The organism is Actibacterium lipolyticum, assembly GCF_900184935.1.
Lineage (GTDB): Bacteria > Pseudomonadota > Alphaproteobacteria > Rhodobacterales > Rhodobacteraceae > Actibacterium_A > Actibacterium_A lipolyticum.
In genome coordinates this window covers 1,332,783-1,349,271 of record NZ_FXYE01000001.1, presented here as the reverse complement: position 1 = coordinate 1,349,271, position 16,489 = coordinate 1,332,783, and the positions used below count along the sequence as shown (strand labels likewise).

General features: G+C 58.1%; 13 protein-coding genes. 5 read left to right on the top strand and 8 right to left on the bottom strand.

Translation table 11 applies throughout. The annotated features are described in order from the left end of the window. Positions 1 to 2 precede the first annotated feature (2 nt). Entirely contained in the window at positions 3 to 977 is a 975-nt protein-coding gene (locus tag COL8621_RS06710) for an ABC transporter substrate-binding protein (protein ID WP_093966495.1), read from the bottom strand. Between the two features lie 263 nt (positions 978 to 1,240). Here COL8621_RS06710 and COL8621_RS06705 point away from each other — a divergent pair, with 263 nt between their 5' ends. The 4 genes from COL8621_RS06705 to COL8621_RS06690 all read left to right on the top strand — a co-directional run bounded on the left by COL8621_RS06705 (position 1,241) and on the right by COL8621_RS06690 (position 7,268). Continuing rightward, the gene (locus COL8621_RS06705) at positions 1,241 to 3,007 is read left to right on the top strand and encodes a PQQ-dependent methanol/ethanol family dehydrogenase (protein ID WP_093966494.1); all 1,767 of its coding nucleotides are present in this window, start codon (positions 1,241 to 1,243) and stop codon (positions 3,005 to 3,007) included. A 141-nt stretch (positions 3,008 to 3,148) separates the two neighbouring features. Then, a complete protein-coding gene (locus tag COL8621_RS06700) occupies positions 3,149 to 3,844 on the top strand; it encodes a response regulator (RefSeq protein WP_093966493.1) in 696 nt (231 codons plus the stop codon). A 42-nt stretch (positions 3,845 to 3,886) separates the two neighbouring features. Continuing rightward, positions 3,887 to 5,059 carry an FIST N-terminal domain-containing protein gene (locus COL8621_RS06695; protein ID WP_093966492.1) on the top strand — a complete coding sequence of 391 codons (1,173 nt, stop codon included), beginning with the start codon at positions 3,887 to 3,889 and terminating at the stop codon, positions 5,057 to 5,059. Position 5,060: 1 nt separating this feature from the next. Further along, a complete protein-coding gene (locus COL8621_RS06690) occupies positions 5,061 to 7,268 on the top strand; it encodes a hybrid sensor histidine kinase/response regulator (protein WP_093966491.1) in 2,208 nt (735 codons plus the stop codon). Positions 7,269 to 7,298: 30 nt separating this feature from the next. Here the strand turns inward: COL8621_RS06690 and COL8621_RS19405 are convergent, their stop codons facing one another. The 4 genes from COL8621_RS19405 to COL8621_RS06670 are packed head-to-tail and all read right to left on the bottom strand — an operon-like array spanning position 7,299 to position 12,050. Next, complete coding sequence (locus COL8621_RS19405) at positions 7,299 to 8,900, bottom strand: NTP transferase domain-containing protein (protein WP_093966490.1); 1,602 nt, start codon at positions 8,898 to 8,900, stop codon at positions 7,299 to 7,301. Next, complete coding sequence (locus tag COL8621_RS06680) at positions 8,897 to 9,889, bottom strand: XdhC family protein (protein ID WP_093966489.1); 993 nt, start codon at positions 9,887 to 9,889, stop codon at positions 8,897 to 8,899. Before COL8621_RS06680 ends, COL8621_RS19405 begins: the two co-directional genes overlap by 4 nt. Next, entirely contained in the window at positions 9,886 to 11,139 is a 1,254-nt protein-coding gene (locus COL8621_RS06675; RefSeq protein ID WP_093966488.1) for a vWA domain-containing protein, read from the bottom strand. The genes COL8621_RS06680 and COL8621_RS06675 overlap by 4 nt, the downstream gene beginning before the upstream one ends. After that, entirely contained in the window at positions 11,139 to 12,050 is a 912-nt protein-coding gene (locus tag COL8621_RS06670; protein WP_093966487.1) for an AAA family ATPase, read from the bottom strand. The genes COL8621_RS06675 and COL8621_RS06670 overlap by 1 nt, the downstream gene beginning before the upstream one ends. Positions 12,051 to 12,239: 189 nt before the next feature. On the opposite strand from COL8621_RS06670, the gene COL8621_RS06665 reads away from it, so the two are divergent. Beyond that, entirely contained in the window at positions 12,240 to 13,211 is a 972-nt protein-coding gene (locus COL8621_RS06665) for an MBL fold metallo-hydrolase (RefSeq protein WP_093966486.1), read from the top strand. On the opposite strand, the gene arsJ is transcribed toward COL8621_RS06665, so the two are convergent. Genes arsJ through COL8621_RS06650 form a run of 3 tightly spaced genes read right to left on the bottom strand, consistent with a single transcriptional unit; the run spans position 13,208 to position 16,345 of the window. Then, entirely contained in the window at positions 13,208 to 14,461 is a 1,254-nt protein-coding gene (arsJ, locus tag COL8621_RS06660) for an organoarsenical effux MFS transporter ArsJ (protein WP_093966485.1), read from the bottom strand. The genes COL8621_RS06665 and arsJ overlap by 4 nt on opposite strands. Further along, the gene (locus COL8621_RS06655; protein WP_093966484.1) at positions 14,461 to 15,471 is read right to left on the bottom strand and encodes an ArsJ-associated glyceraldehyde-3-phosphate dehydrogenase; all 1,011 of its coding nucleotides are present in this window, start codon (positions 15,469 to 15,471) and stop codon (positions 14,461 to 14,463) included. The genes arsJ and COL8621_RS06655 overlap by 1 nt, the downstream gene beginning before the upstream one ends. A 25-nt stretch (positions 15,472 to 15,496) precedes the next feature. Then, positions 15,497 to 16,345 carry an arsenate reductase/protein-tyrosine-phosphatase family protein gene (locus COL8621_RS06650; RefSeq protein WP_093966483.1) on the bottom strand — a complete coding sequence of 283 codons (849 nt, stop codon included), beginning with the start codon at positions 16,343 to 16,345 and terminating at the stop codon, positions 15,497 to 15,499. Positions 16,346 to 16,489 lie beyond the last annotated feature (144 nt).

Below are 16,489 nucleotides of genomic sequence, written 5' to 3'. Positions count from 1 at the left end.
GATCAGCTACCCGGCTGAACGAACAGACCGTCAGGCAGAGTCGTCGCCTCTCCAACAAGGTCAGCACCGCCCAGACGCGCCATCAGTTGCAGCATACGATCCGCCGCAGCTTCATCAACGGGACCGGCCGCTGGAATACCAGCGCGGAACCCAGCCTTCAGCCCGTCAAACTGCGCCTCGTTGCTGGCTTTCATCCGCTCGCGCAAACGCTCCCACGCCGCATCGTCGCTTGCCAACAGGTCTTTCGCCCCACGCGAAGCTTTGGCCAGACCGTGGATCAGATCGGGATTGTCGCGCAGCAGTTCGCCCTTCACGACATAGCCCAACAGCGGGGTTTCCGGATCAAGCCCAAGGGCAGCCGCAGCATCCGCAACATCAACCAGCTTACGCATGCCTGCTGCTTCCATCTTGGCCATGAAGTGCCAGAAATTGATCGCGCCATCCAAGTCACCAGACAGTGCCGTTTTGAAGATCAGCGGCGGCGCGCCAAATACCTGTTCAGTCTGCGCGGCCAGATCCATTCCGTATTCTTGCTGCGCATAAGCACGAAGGATCAGCCAGCTTTTATCAAGCGGGCCACCTGCAATACCAATTTTGCCGCCCTTAAGATCGCTCAGCGATTGGGCGCTGCTGTTTTCGGGCACCAAAACGCCACCCACGGCCTTGGAATACGGGATAAACACAAAGTCTTTGCCCGCCGCGCGCTGACGCGCCACCCACAGCCAATCAGACACGATCACATCTGCAGTGCCGCCTTGGAACGCGACCTGAGCGGCCGAACCACCCGCGACACCCTGAACATCCAAAGTGAAGCCATTTTCGGCATCCAGACCATAATGCTTAATGGTGTCCAGTTCCCAGTTCACCGTGCCGTATTCCAGCACAGCCGCCCGCAGCACAGGCGTTTCAGCAAAAGCCGATACTGCGGAAATTCCAACAGCAACGGCCGCCCCCAACAGTGACTTGAGTGACGTCATGATATTCCTCCCATTTCTTTTAGAATACCACCATGCGCGGCAACATGAATAGGACCAAAGGATTGGTTCTGCGAACAAGTTTTAGCCAGCCGCCTGCACCGGTCAAAGACAGGCAGCATCTTATGTAATGCGAGCCCCTCGGGCCCTCTACTACCTTTGTGCAATTTCGCGGGCGCATCGCTCACTTGATAATGCGACCCAGCCGAGGGTCCCGCCCACGCGGGTGTTCAGGCGGCTAAGAAGACAGCATAGGGAGGAAACCGATGAACCGGTTTATTATAGCTGTTGCGGCAAGCGTACTGGCAACAGGTGTTGCACACGCTGAAGTGACAGAAGATGACCTGCGTAACGACCAGTCAATCACAAACCAGATCGTTACAAACGGTATGGGGCGGCATTTGCAACGCTTCAGCCCGCTGGAAACGCTGAACAAAGACAACGTGGACAACCTTGTCCCCGCTTGGGCCTTTTCGCTGGGTGGCGAAAAGCAGCGTGGTCAGGAAACTCAGCCGCTTATTTATGACGGCATGATGTACATCACCGGGTCCTATTCGCGCATGTACGCGATCGACCTGAAAACCGGCGCAGAAGTTTGGCAGTACGATGCCCGCCTGCCCGAAGGCATCCTGCCCTGCTGTGACGTTATCAACCGTGGCGGCGCAATCTATGGCAACAACATCTACTTCGGTACGTTGGATGCACGCATCGTTGCGCTAGACCTGAAAACCGGCGACGTGGTTTGGAACAAGAAAATTGCCGACTACAAGGCAGGCTATTCCTACACGGCTGCTCCGCTGATCGTGAATGGCTTGATCATTACCGGTAACTCTGGCGGTGAATTCGGTATCGTTGGCGAAGTTCAGGCACGTGACGCCGAAACCGGCGAAGTAGTTTGGACACGTCCGGTGATCGAAGGCCACATGGGCACCCTGAATGGTGAAGAATCCACCATGACCGGTACCCTGAACGCAACTTGGCCCGGTGACATGTGGAAAACTGGCGGCGGCGCGACCTGGTTGGGTGGCTCTTACGACGCTGACACAGACACGCTGATTTTCGGTACAGGTAACCCTGCCCCTTGGAACAGTCACCTGCGTGACGCTGGTACGCCGATGGAAGGCAACAAAGGTGATAACCTTTACGCCGCATCGCGTATCGGCATCGATCCCGCGACGGGCGAAATCAAGTGGCACTTCCAGACCACACCGCGCGAAGGCTGGGACTTTGACGGTGTGAACGAAGTCGTTGCTTACACCGATCCCGAAGGCAACAAACGCTTTGGTACGGCTGACCGTAACGGCTTCTTCTACGTTCTGAATCGCGAAGACGGTAAATTCGTTGCCGCGCACCCATTCGTAAAAGACATCAGCTGGGCAGCTGGCATCGATGAAAACGGTCGCCCAATCTTCAACGAAGAAAACCGTCCGGGTAACCCTGCTGCTGCGGCTGATGGCAACAAGGGTGAAACCATCTTTGCTGTTCCATCCTTCCTTGGCGGCAAAAACTGGATGCCAATGGCGCACAGCCCGAAAACCGGCCTGTTCTACGTTCCATCCAACGAATGGGGCATGGACATCTGGAACGAGCCGATCACCTATAAGAAAGGCGCGGCCTATCTTGGTGCGGGCTTTACCATCAAGCCACTGTTCGAAGACTATATCGGCAGCCTGAAAGCGCTTGACCCGGTTTCCGGCGAAGTGAAGTGGGAATTCAAAAACGATGCCCCACTTTGGGGTGGCGTTATGACCACTGCTGGCGGTCTTGTGTTCACCGGCACACCTGAAGGTCGCTTTATCGCGTTTGACGATGAAACCGGCGAAGAGCTGTGGTCGTTCCAGACGGGTTCGGGCATCGTTGGTCAGCCTGTGACGTGGGAACAGGACGGCGAGCAGTATGTTTCGGTCATCTCTGGCTGGGGCGGTGCTGTTCCACTTTGGGGTGGTGAAGTTGCCAAGAAGGTCAACTACCTGAACCAGGGTGGCATGGTCTGGACGTTCAAGCTTCCTAAAGCGTTGGCATCCGCCAACTAAGACGAACGAACGTTGCTAAAATTGCGCGCGCCCCTTACCGGGCGCGCGTTTTGCGTCTACTACCAAAGGGCAAGTGTTCTTAAGTTGGGTCCACTGCTACGCTAGATGACTGTATCGGTAATTCCCATTTTTGGAGTAGAAATGAACGACCCCTCGACAGGTTCACAAGATAAAGAGTTCACATCCGCTCTTATCGTGGATGATCATCCGCTCTTTTGCGATGCGCTGTCCATGACCCTGCAGGCCGTCGCCGATATCCGTGAAATTCAAACCGCCGCCAGCCTAGAACAGGCGCTGAACCATGTCGCCGAACATGGTAGCCCCGATATGGTTGTGCTGGACCTGAACCTGCCCGATGTCGACGGGCTTGATGGCCTTGTCCGGCTGAAAACTGCCGCGCAGGTGCCCGTTATCGTCGTCTCGTCGATGGCGGATGACCGGGTGATCAGCAGTACCATTCGCGCAGGCGCCGCTGGCTTTATTCCCAAGCACAGTCAGCGCGAAGTCTTCCGCGCCGCGTTTGAGGCCCTGCGCGCAGGGGACGTGTTCACGCCCAACGGTTTTGTCGCGCTTGATGAAAGCAGCGACAAGGCCATGAACCATGACGTTGCGCTGACCCGGCTTGCCACCCTGACCCGCCAACAGGCGCGCATCCTTCAGTTGATCTGCGAAGGTAAGCTGAACAAACAAATCGCCTATGACCTGACGATCGCGGAAACCACAGTCAAAGCACATGTGACTGCGATCATGCGAAAACTGGGCGTTCAAAGCCGCACGCAAGCGGTACTGATCGCCAAGGAAGCGAGCTTTTCAAGCGTCTTGCAAGACACGCAGTAAAGCGCCAGAGTTCGTTTCCGGAAGACAACGGGAGGAACTGCGATGGACCAGTCCATCGCGCAGCCGGCCACACCATTTGGTGCGGCGGGCATTGTGCGCACAGCCTATGCACCACACGACGCACCAGACCCTTTGGCGCAGCTTGCCGAGGGCCTTGGCGATGAACCGCTTGAGGTGGTCATTCTGTTTGTCTCCCCTCAAGCGCAGATCACGGAAACCATCCAAAGGGCCAAAACGCTTTTTGGGAATGCAAAGGTCATCGGCTGCACCACTGCCGGGGAAATATCGCGGCACGGCTATTCCGACGGCGAAATCGTAGCGGTCGGCCTGCCCCGCACCCATTTTCGCGCCCGCACGATGCTTGTCGAAGATGTCAGCAACTTCGACAGTCAGGCTCTGATCGACCGAATGATCTGTGCGCGCAACGATCTGATCCGTGAAAAGCCCGATTGGGAGAACGAGTTTAACTTCATGGTGATCGACGGCCTGTCCACGAAAGAGGACAAGCTGACATCAGAATTGGCCGTTGGCCTTGGCCCCGTGCCCCTGTTTGGCGGCTCTGCCGGTGATGGCGATAGTTTTGGCAAGACATTCGTCCTGCACGAAGGCATCGCATATTCCAACGCTGCGGTGCTCACTCAGGTACGCACCAACTGCCCGGTTAAGGTGTTCCGTACCGACCACCTGATCCCGACCGAACAGCGCATGGTTGTCACCGGGGCCGATCCTGAAACCCGCACTGTGCATGAAATCAACGCAGAACCCGCGGCTCGGGAATACGCGCGCATTTTGGGCAAAGACCCCGAACAGCTGACCACCTTTACCTTTGCCGCCCACCCTGTCGTGGTCCGTATCGGAGGGCAGCATCACGTCCGCTCTATTCAGCGGGTGGCGGATAACGGCGACTTGATCTTTTTTTCCGCCATCGACGAAGGTTTGGTCCTGACGCTTGCCGAACCCCAGAACATGGTCAGCCATCTAAAGCGTGAAATGGCCGCGCTTTCAGCAGACGCAACACCGGATGCCATTTTGGCATGCGATTGCTTGCTGCGGCGCACTGAAGCGCAGCAAAAACAGATGACGGGTGCCATATCTGACATACTGTCAAAAAACAGAGTCGTCGGCTTTTCGACCTATGGCGAGCAGTTGAATTCGATGCATGTGAACCAAACTTTGACAGGTGTGGCGATTTACCCGCCAGAAGAAAGCGCGTGACGTGGCCCAATCACTGATCAACCCGAACGACCCTCTTGAACGGCAAAACGAAAAGCTTCTGAAAATCAGCGAAGCGTTGATGCGCCGGGTCGAACAATCCACCGATGCCTCGGGCGCAGCATATGCGCAGTTCCAGCGCGCCGCATTGTTGGAGGAAGAGGTCCGCGCCCGCACCCGCGACCTTGAGCGCGCTTTGGATTTGTTAAATGAATCCAATGCGAAACTGGCCGAAGCCAACGCAGAAACCGAAGCCGCGCGATCCAACCTCGCCAACGCGATTGAAACGGTTCAAGAAGGCTTCGCCTTGTTCAACACCGACGATCAGCTGGTGATGTGTAACAGCCGTTTCGGCATGCACATGCCCGACATTCGATCCAGCCTAAAGCCGGGCCTGCCGTTCACCCAATACGTCAACCAAGTCAGCCAAAGCCGGTTCCTGTCCCTTCCCGACGCCGAAACGCCAGACCATTGGGCGCAACGCAGGATGGAGCGGCACAAAGACGACCACGTTATCTTTAACGTCCGTATGACATGGAACCGCTGGGTGCAGGTCAGCGAACACCGCACCCCTGACGGCGGTACCGTGATCCTGCAAACGGATGTCACCGACATCATGCGGCTTGAACGGCAAGAACGCGAACGGATGCTGGATGATCAGGCCCGCCTGATCCGCGCGACGCTGGAACATCTGAACCAAGGCGTGTGTATTTTCGACAGCCGCGCGCGGCTTGTCGGTTGGAACCAACGTGTCGGCGCGATGCTATCTATCCCGATTGGGCGGTTTCGCATCGGGATTGGCTTTAACGCCCTGTTCGAACGTTTCCGGGACGAGATCACGTTCACCCCAGAAGTGACCCCACAAAAAATCGAAGACTGGGTCGCCAGCCAACACGCGCGCCCCCCGTTGTCGTTTGAGATGATGCAAGGCCCGTCGAAAACTCTGGCCGTCTTTGCCGAAGAAATGCCTGACAAAGGCTTTGTGATCAGCTTTACCGACGTGTCCGCAGAACGCGCCGCCGTCCGCGCAATTTATCATGCGAACGAAACCTTGGAACAGCGCGTCATGGAACGCACGCTGGAACTGGAAGACGCCCTGTCCGAGGCAGAGCGCGCAAACGATTCAAAATCGCGCTTTGTTGCTGCTGCCAGCCACGACCTGCTGCAACCCTTGTCCGCGGCGAAGCTTTACGTTTCGTCGGTCGAGGCGGACGAGAACAACGCCCAGACGAAAACCATTTTGGACAAAGCCAACCGCGCCCTGCTGAGTGTTGAAAATATCCTCGAAGCATTGCTGGACATCTCGAAGTTGGACTCGGGGCAAGCCTCTGTTCACATTACGCCTGTGCCGGTGAACATCGTGCTGCAACAGCTACGCGATGAGTTGGCGCCCGTCGCCCGCCAAAAGGGGCTGGATTTGCGGATTGTTCCAACCAAGGCCGTCGTGTCGAGCGACGCGACCTACCTGCGACGTATCCTTCAAAACCTGATCACAAACGCCATCCGCTATACCGAAAGCGGTAAGGTCGTCGTGGGGGCCCGCTGGCGCGAGAACTCTGTCAGGCTAGAGGTATGGGACACCGGCCCCGGCATCCCCGAAGAACAACAAGACCTGATCTTTCGCGAATTCCAGCGCCTAAACGCCACCGCCAGTGCCGCCGAAGGCATGGGCCTTGGCCTTGCCATCGTCGAACGTGCCTGTGCCCTGCTAAGCCACCCGTTGCGGTTGGTTTCGACTGTCGGCAAGGGCACCGGGTTTCTGGTTGAACTGCCGCTGGCCACCAAAGAGTTCACGCCGGTAAAATCCAACCTGGGCAGCGCACGCGTAAAGCAGAAAGACCTGCGCAACCTGATCGTTCTGCTGATCGAAAACGATGTGGAGCTTCGCAACGCCCTAACCATTTCCCTTGAAAAATGGGCCGTCGATGTCATCAGTTCCCCCAGCGGCCAAGAGGCAATGGCCCTGCTAGAGGAAATTGGCGTCGCCCCGGATGTGATCCTTGCGGATTATCAGCTGGACCATGGCGAATTGGGCACGAATGTGGTGACACAAATCACCCAGCGTTTTGGCAACATTCCCGCCTGTATCATCACTGCCAACCGGTCGAACGAGGTGGTGGATGCCTGCACCTCGAAGGGGTTGCACCTGATGCACAAGCCGATCGATCCGAACAGCCTGCGCAGCTATCTTTCCAAGGTGGGCGCGGTCTAGCGGCCGAAGAAGCGAAATAGACTGACCACGCTAACCTTTGGCCAGCTCCCATTCGCGCCATGCTTCGGGTGTATCAAGGTCAACCACGGCGCCCTGCCCCGGCGTCGGCACGGATGTAACCAATTCCGAAGACTGTTTCAGAATGTCCTTCGCCCCGCGATCCCCCGTTAGGTCAGACAGGTTTTCAAAGAACCGGCGCGAGAAGAGAACCGGGTGGCCCGGCGTTCCGTCTGCGGTTTCAGACCGGCAGATTTCACGGTCTTCGGCGGGGTCAAACGCGGCGATCAGGCGGTTAATGTGTTCGGCTGTCACCTCGGGCATATCGGCCAGCGCGACGATCACGGCTGCGGCGTCGTCTGATATGGCTTTCATCCCGGCACGAAGGGATGCGGCCATACCTTCTTGCCAATCAGTCGCCTGAACCGTGTTGACGGCCAGCCCGTCCAACGCGCCCAGCCGATCTGCGTTTCCCTCAGGCAGCACGACATGGACCGCGCTGACCTTCGCGCCCAACGCGACTTCGGCAGAACGGCGCACCAGTGGAACGCCATCTACATGGCGCAGCAACTTATCCTCGCCCCGCATCCGGCTGGAGGAACCAGCGGCAAGCATAATCAGTTCGACCTTTTTCACGCGCGTTGCGCGGGCCGTGCGTGGCTGTTTGCGCTGTGGGATCTCTTTCAGCAGGCCACCTACACCCATCTGTGCAATGTCTTCGTCATCAACCGCTTGCCCCGCGACCAGCCGTTCCAGCACCCAATCGGCCCCGTTCAACGCTGGCGATCGCGCACAACCGGGTAAACCGACCACGGGCCGGCCAACAAGTGCGCCGGTGAACAACAGGTTGCCTGGGTCCACAGGCATCCCGAACCGGTGAAGCGCCCCGCCCGCATCGACCAACGCCGCAGGCATAACATCCGCCCGGTCCGATGTGGCCGAAGCGCCAAGTAAAAGCACAATGTCCGACTTGCTCGCCTTAAGCGCCCGCACCACCGACCGTTCGTCATGGGCAACCACATGCACCGCGTCCAGCGAAACACCAAGCGAAGTCAGCCGCGCACGGGTGACAGTTTCCGCCTTTCGGTTCAACGTCGGCTTCATGCCGGGCGTCTCGGTCAACACCAGATCGGCGGTTTTGACCGCGTTTGGCAGCAATCGAAAAACCACAGAGGTGATCGCGCCCAACGCATCGCTGACCGCGCGTTCGGGCACCGCATAGGGGATGACCTTAATCGTGGCCAACAACGCGCCTTCGTCCACCCGGCTGTTATCGGCCAGCGTGGCAAGGGTTATCGCCTCGTCCACACGGTTCAGAGCGTGAACGGCGGCGACGTCAACGCGGAATAATCCCGCATGCGAAGCCGTCAGGTTAACCCGCCCCGTGAAAGGTGACGTGGCCGTCAGGCCATCGGCGACCAACGCATCGGCGATTTTCGAAGCCGCAGTGTTTTCATCAAGGTCGTCCTCGGCAATGCGCGCGACGGTAATGTCGTTTATCCCGGCCTCGGCAATCGCAACGACATCTTCGGCGGACAGCACTTGCCCTTTGCGCAGGGAGCGCCCTTCAAGATGCAAAGAATGGGCCAGCACGCAGCCAGCAGCCTCGGCGATGGCGACGGGGCCAAACTTCATGGGCGGCTTTCCGGTTTACGTAGGCGCAGTGTGACCTCTGCCATGATCGAGATTGCAATCTCGGCCGGGGATTTCGCGCCGATATCAAGCCCAACAGGACCATGGATTTTCGCGATCTGGGCTTTGGTGAACCCCGCATCTGTTAGATGGGCCACACGTTTGGCATGGGTTCTGACCGATCCAAGACAGCCAAGGTAAAACACATCAGCCTTCAGCGCGGTTTCGATGGCGGGGTTATCCAGCTTGGGATCGTGGGTCAGAGTGACAACAGCCGTCCGCGCGTCCAGCCCGTGGGCCGAAAGCGCCTCGTCCGGCCAATCGTTAACCAAGGTATTGTCCGGAAACCGAGAGGTCGAACCAAAGCTTTCACGCGGGTCAACCACCGTCACGTCATACCCGGCCAGCGTCGCGATTTGCACCAACGCCTGTGCGATGTGAACCGCCCCCACGATCACCATCCGCAATGGTGGGTTGTGAAGGCCGACAAACCGCGCGCCCTCCATGAGTGATTTTTCGGACCGAAAGATATCCGCAACGGTTTCCGCGTCGGGGCCAACCAGCCCGCGTTCCCAGGTTTCTGTATCCACAACATAGGCGACAGGAACGCGCGCGGCCCGTTTGGCGACAAGGTCACGCAACAGATCGACGGTTGGGCCTTTGCCCACGCCGACGGGTTCCACCATCACGCGGATCCGCCCGCCACAGGCCAGCCCGACGGCAAAGGCATCCTCATCCGCGACGCCGAATTCCAAAACCGTGCAATCGCCGCTTTCCAACAGCTCTAACGCCTCGGCAACGACTGCCCCTTCGACGCACCCGCCCGAAACCGAACCAACCATGTCGCCCTCGGCGCTGATGGCCAGTTGCGCGCCAACCGGGCGCGGCGCAGAGCCCCAAGTTTCAACCACCGTTGCGATGGCCGCAGGTTTACCGGAATCCAGAAACGCCAAAGCCGCTTCGGGAATTTGATCATGCAAAGCAGTCGTCATTCGATCATCCCCATCAGTCTGGCCTTTTCCCCGGTGTCATCAGGGCGCGAGATCGCACGGGCCAGTTCCTCCAACGATGTAATGTTATGTCCCGCGCGGAAAGTATCAACATGGGGCAGCATCACACGTATGCCAGAAGCTTTAGGCGCAAACCCGTCCCAACGTAACAACGGATTGATCCAGATAAGCCGACGAGCGGACAGATGAAGCCGTTCTACCTCTTTTTCCAACAGGTTAGTGTCGTCCCGATCCAGGCCATCGGTGATCAGCAGCACCACCGCACCACTACCCAGAACGCGGCGGGACCAGTCGCGGTTAAAGTCGTGCAGCGCCGCGCCGATGCGGGTACCGCCCTCCCAATCTTGCGCTTCGGCCCCGGCGGCCCTTAGCGCGGCATCAACATCGCGGGTGGCAAGATGGCGGGTGATGTTCGTCAGGCGGGTGCCGAAAGTGAAGGCGTGAACCTTGGCCCAACCAGCCCCCTTTTCATTGGCCACTGCATGTAAGAAATGCAGCACCATCCGGCTGTATTGCGACATGGAGCCTGAGATATCGCACAGCACCACAAGGTTCGGCCAACGCTTGCGCTTTTGCTTGGTGGCGAAGCCTTGAATGTCGCCCCCGCTGCGCATCGCATCGCGCATGGTGCGGCGCCAATCGGGGATACGGCCGCGCAAATCGGCCTTGGTGCGCCGCGATTGCAACGGCTTCACGGGCAGCGACAGCCGCGCCAGCATTCGCTTGGCTTCGGCAATTTCATCCGTGCTCATCTGTTCGAAATCAAGGGTCTTCAGCCGTTCGGTGCCCGACATAGTGCGCGAGGCGTCGATCTCAATCTCGCTCTCTTCTTCGCTTTCGGGCATCTCGGGCGGGTCTTGTTCGACGCCGTCCAGCAAAGCCTCTGCCGCGCGTTTTTCGGCGGGCTTGGCCGTGCGTTCCTCTGACACACCCCGGATCGCGGGCAGCATCATGCTCATCATATGTTCCATGTAACGCGGGTCGCGCCAATAAAGGCGAAAGACCTGCGAAAACACGGTGCGCTGTTCGGGGCGCGACACGAAACAGGCGTGCAGAATCCAGTAAAAATCGGTGCGTTCGGTAAACCCCGCAACTTCGACCGCGCGGATGGCATCGACCACCCGGCCCGGCCCAACCGGCAGCCCGGCCTTGCGCAGCGCCCGCGCGAAGTGAACGATGTTATGCGTCAGCTTCCCATCTTCGGGAATGTCGAGCGCGGGGAGTTCCACCATCAGGCAGGCCCCAGTTCTGCCCGCACCTCTTCCAAAAGCCGCTTCGCTTCGGAGCCTTCGATTTTCTGGATGTCATCCTGATACTTCAGCACCGCGCCGATCGTGTCGGCGATCACCTCGGGCGACAGGTCGATCACGTCCAGCGCCAACAGGCATTTGGCCCAGTCGATGGTTTCGGCCACGCCGGGTTTTTTGAACAAATCTTCGGTACGCAGTTTCTGAACAAAGGCCACAACCTCGCGGCTCAACCCCTCTGCCGCTTCGGGGGCACGTGCCTCTAGGATTTCGATTTCACGATCGAAAGTCGGAAAATCAACCCAGTGATAAAGGCAGCGGCGTTTCAGCGCGTCGTGCACTTCACGCGTGCGGTTGGATGTTAGGATGACGATCGGCGGCTCTTCGGCCTTCACCGTGCCAAGTTCGGGGATTGTGACCTGAAAATCGGACAGGGCCTCCAACAGGAATGCCTCAAACGGTTCGTCAGTCCGGTCAAGTTCGTCGATCAACAGAACAGGCGCGCCGCCGGGTTGTGGGCTCATCGCTTCTAGCAGCGGTCGACGGATCAGGTATTTGTCGGAAAACAGCTCATCCACCAGCGCGTCACGGTCAGACCCTTCGACAGCTTCGGCAGAACGAATGCCAACCATCTGCGCCGCAAAGTTCCATTCATAAACAGCCGAAGACGCATCAAGCCCTTCGTAACATTGCAGCCGGATCAGGCGGCGGCCCAAGGCGGCGGCGATGGCTTTCGCGATCTCTGTCTTGCCGACGCCTGCCTCACCTTCCAAGAAAAGCGGGCGACCCAGTTTCAGGCCCAGAAACACAACCGTGGCCAGGGCGCGGCCACAGACATAATTCTGTCCTTCCAAAAGGGTTTGCACATCGTCAATCGAACTTGGAAGTTTGGTCACGGTTTCTGCCTTCCTGAACCCATTGGTATTGGTCGTTTTCCCCCATTTGGGCCAGTGGGGCTATGCGACTTTCGGACTACCGGGGCAAATATGCAATGGGTTTGAACCTCGGATCACATTCGAAGCCTTGAATTTATCTGAGGCGGCGGTCACTATGCCAAACACCGGTTCAGATTCAGGGAGGATCCGATGAAACGCCTTACCCCTACCCGTCGCGCTTTGCTGAAAGCAGCGGCTGTTGCGCCCGCGCTTGCCCTGACCACGCCCGCCCGGGCGCAGATTTCGCCGGCAACAGGTCGGGTGAACCCTGCCCATTTCCGGTTCAACGTAGGTTCTGCCAAGGTCACCATCGTGTCGGACGGCCACCTTGGCCTGCCAGTGTCCGGGCTTGGCGTGAACGCGGACCCGGCCGAGGTTATCGCCTTTCTTGAAGAACACCGCCTGTCCACCGAACAGAATTATTCCCACACAAACCACGTGGTGATCGAAACCGGCGATGCCGTGGTTTTGGTCGATGTTGGATCGGGGGATCGGTTCCTGCCCACCGCTGGGCGGTTGCTGGACAATCTGACCAACGCAGGGATCGACCACAGCTCGATCACCCATGTCGTCATCACCCACGCACATCCAGATCACGTTTGGGGCGTGCGTGACGATTTTGACGAGCCGGTCTTTCCAGACGCCGAATACATTATTGGTGCCGATGAATACGCCTATTGGATGCAAGATGGGCTGGTGAATTCGGTCACGCCAGAGATGCAGCAATTTGTTGTTGGTGCCGTCAACTCTCTTTCCACCGAAGGGTTGGAATGGACGATGGCGCAGGACGGGTACGAGGTTGCGCCGGGTGTTTCGCTGATGTTTACGCCGGGCCACACGCTTGGCCACATGTCCCTGCGGATCGAAAGTGATGGGCAGCAACTGATCGCCCTAGGCGATACGATGACCCATGCCTATATCGCGATGGAGCGACCAGATTGGGTCGGCAACACCGACACCGACCCCGACCTTGCCGTCAAAACCCGCAAGCGGCTGTTGGATATGGCGGCCACCGACAAGATACCGGTCGTCGGCTATCACTTCCCTTTCCCCGGTGTTGGGCATGTAATGCCGATGGGGGATGCCTATCGCTTTGTTCCGGCGATCTGGAACTGGGGCTAACGCCCGAGCTTTCTTACAATCACAAAACTAAGCCCTGCCATCGTGCCTGCGGTGGCAAGGCACAGCGGCAGCCCGCCGATCTGATAGCTGAGCCCAGACAGCAACGTACCCAGCAGACGCCCGGCTGCGTTCGACATGTAATAAAACCCCACATCCATCGTCACCCTATCGGCCTGTGTGAACGCAAGGATCAGATAGGAATGCAGCGATGAATTCACGGCAAACACAAAGCCGAACACCAACAATCCGGCCACCAGCACTAAGGTTAGCCACGTCTGCGGCTCTTCGGCGATGAAGGCAGCACCGGCCAGCGCGAATGGGATCAGCGTCAGCATCCCCACCCAGACAGACGCCAAGCCGGTGATCTGCGACAAAGGCTTGCCCTTGGCCCCCAACAGCTTTGGCGCCCACGCCTGCACCGCGCCATAGGCGATGATCCACAGCGCCATGAACGTGCCGATCTGAAAGAACGCCGCGCGGTCGCCCGCGTGGGTGCCGTCAGACAGGACCGAATGAAAATAGATCGGGATGCCGACCACGAACCAAACATCCCGTGCGCCGAACAGGAACATGCGCGCCGCAGAAAGGCGGTTGATGTTCGGGTCTTTGGAAAACACCTCGCGGAACTTCGCGCTTTTCTTGCCGCGCGGCAGGCCGCTTGGCATAAACGATGCGACCCCGGCAAGGATCACGGCCAGAACCACCGCCATAGCGATGATGGATGTCGTGAATCCGAACACCCCCAAAAGCGCCGCGCCCAAAAGGAACCCGAACCCTTTAACCGCGTTCTTTGATCCGGTCAGCACAGCAACCCAGCGAAACAACGCGCCATCCCCTTCCGGGGCCAGCAGCTTTACCGCGGACTTGGAACTCATCTTGGCCAGGTCTTTCGCCACGCCCGATGCGCCCTGCACTGCCATGACGAAGATGACAGACGTGACAACCGACCATCCCGGATCAAGCTGCGCCAACGCGACCAACGCCACGATCTGAATGGACAACCCCGCATAAAGCGTAGAGGTCAGCCCGAACCGCGCCGCGATCCACCCTGCCGACAGGTTGGTGACCATGCCCATGAATTCGTAAAGCAAGAACAGATAGGCCAGTTGGATCGGCGAAAAGCCCAGCGTGTGAAAGTGCAGCAGCACCAGCATCCGCAGCGCGCCATCGGTCAGCATGAACGCCCAATAGGCCGCCGTGACGGCCATATAGGCCACCATCCCGTCGGGCTTTTTCGCCGTGGTTTCCATTACATCTGACCTGCAACCATGCGGGCCACATCCGCCAGGCGGCAGCAATAGCCCCACTCATTGTCATACCACGCATAGATTTTGACCTGCGTGCCGTTGATCACCATGGTCGATTGCGCATCAATGATCGACGAGCGTGGATCGTTCACATAATCGCACGACACCAGCGGGCGCTCTTCGTATCCAAGAATGCCCTTCAGCGGACCTTCGGCGTATTTCTTGAACAGGGCGTTCACCTCTTCGGCCGAGGTCGTTTTTTTCACCTCAAACACGCAGTCGGTAAGCGAGGCATTCAACAACGGCACCCGCACCGCGTGGCCGTTCAGACGACCCGTCAGCTCAGGGTAGATCAGCGTGATCGCGGTGGCCGATCCTGTGGAGGTTGGGATAAGCGAATTCAGCGCAGACCGGGCGCGACGCATGTCCTTTGCGGGGCGGTCCACGATGGTTTGAGTGTTGGTCACATCATGGATCGTTGTGATGCTGCCGTGTTCAATCCCCAGCTCTTCGTGGATGACCTTAACCACCGGCGCAAGGCAGTTGGTGGTGCAGGACGCAGCGGTAATTAGATCATGCTTTTCAGCATCATACAGGTCGTCATTCACCCCATAGACAAGGTTCAGTGCACCGCCATCTTTGACCGGCGCCGAAACGACAACCTTTTTCACGCCCGCCGCATAATAGGGCGCGATCTTTTCGGCGGTTTTGAATACACCCGTGCAGTCGATGACCAGATCAACGCCAAGCTCTTTCAGCGGCAAATCCTCGATCCGCTTTTCGCTGACCATCCGCATCTTCGTGCCGTTGATCGTCAGGCTGTCTGCATCATGGGAAATCTCAGCAGGCCAGCGCCCGTGGACGGTGTCAAACTCCACCAACAGCGCGTGCTGTTCGGGGTTTCCCGCGATGTCGTTCAACAGCACGATATTGCCCGGCAAGCCCTGATCAAACATGGCCCGCAGCACAAGTTTGCCCATACGGCCCAAGCCGTTGATCGCGATATTCGTCATGGTATTCCCTTTGGTATTCTGCCGATCACTCGGGGTTTGTGTCTTTGAACTGGCCGATATCGTCCAACTTTGACTGAAGAGAGATTTTGTCCAACTGGGCGATGGGTAAGGCGACAAATGCCTGAACTCTTCGCAACATTTGTGAATAGGTGTTGGCAAAGGCGTATGCTTTTTCGGCATCGGTGCCGACCGCCTTCACCGGATCGGGTAATCCCCAATGCGCGGTGATGGGCTGCCCCGGCCAAGGTGGGCATTCTTCGTTCGCGGCACCGTCGCAAACAGTAAAAACGAAATCCATCTTGGGGGAGCCGTCCGCCTGAAACTCTGCGATATTCTTTGATCGCAGGCCCGAAACATCGTGGCCAAGGCGCTCCAACACCTCAACGGCAAAGCTGTTCAGCTCTGAATAAGGCTTTACGCCCGCCGAATATACGTTGAACCGCCCCGCGCCTTCGGCCCTCAATATCGCTTCGGCAAAGATGGACCGGGCCGAATTGCCAGTGCAGATAAACAGCACGTTATAAACCGGCCCCAACGCTGGCGCGACATCGCCAAGCACTGCGGCGGCCTTTGGCGCGCACAGATCAGGGCGGCCCCGGCAACAATCGGCGACAAGAAAGTCGACCAATGCGCCCATTTGAGCGACCTGAGCGAAATAGAAAACCGACTTCCCCTGCCGTTCTGATGAAACAAGCCCTGCCCGCTCTAACGCGGACAGGTAGACCGACAATGTGTTGGGTTTCATCGTCAACGCAGCGGCGATTTCAGACGGGCGCACACCATCCGGGGCCCGCCGTGCCAGCAAACGAAAGACCGAAAGTCGACCTTCGTGGCCAAGTGTCGTCAGAATTTGAGAGGCGCTATATAATTCCATAATTCATGAATACTGGAATCATTTGATTCTGAAAAGGCGTTATTTCTTTCGATCTGACCACAAAAGCGCCCAGTCACCACCCCAGCCTCACAATTGTTCACAATTTGAGATCAATCACGCATTCTCGCAATTTGTTGCATGTCA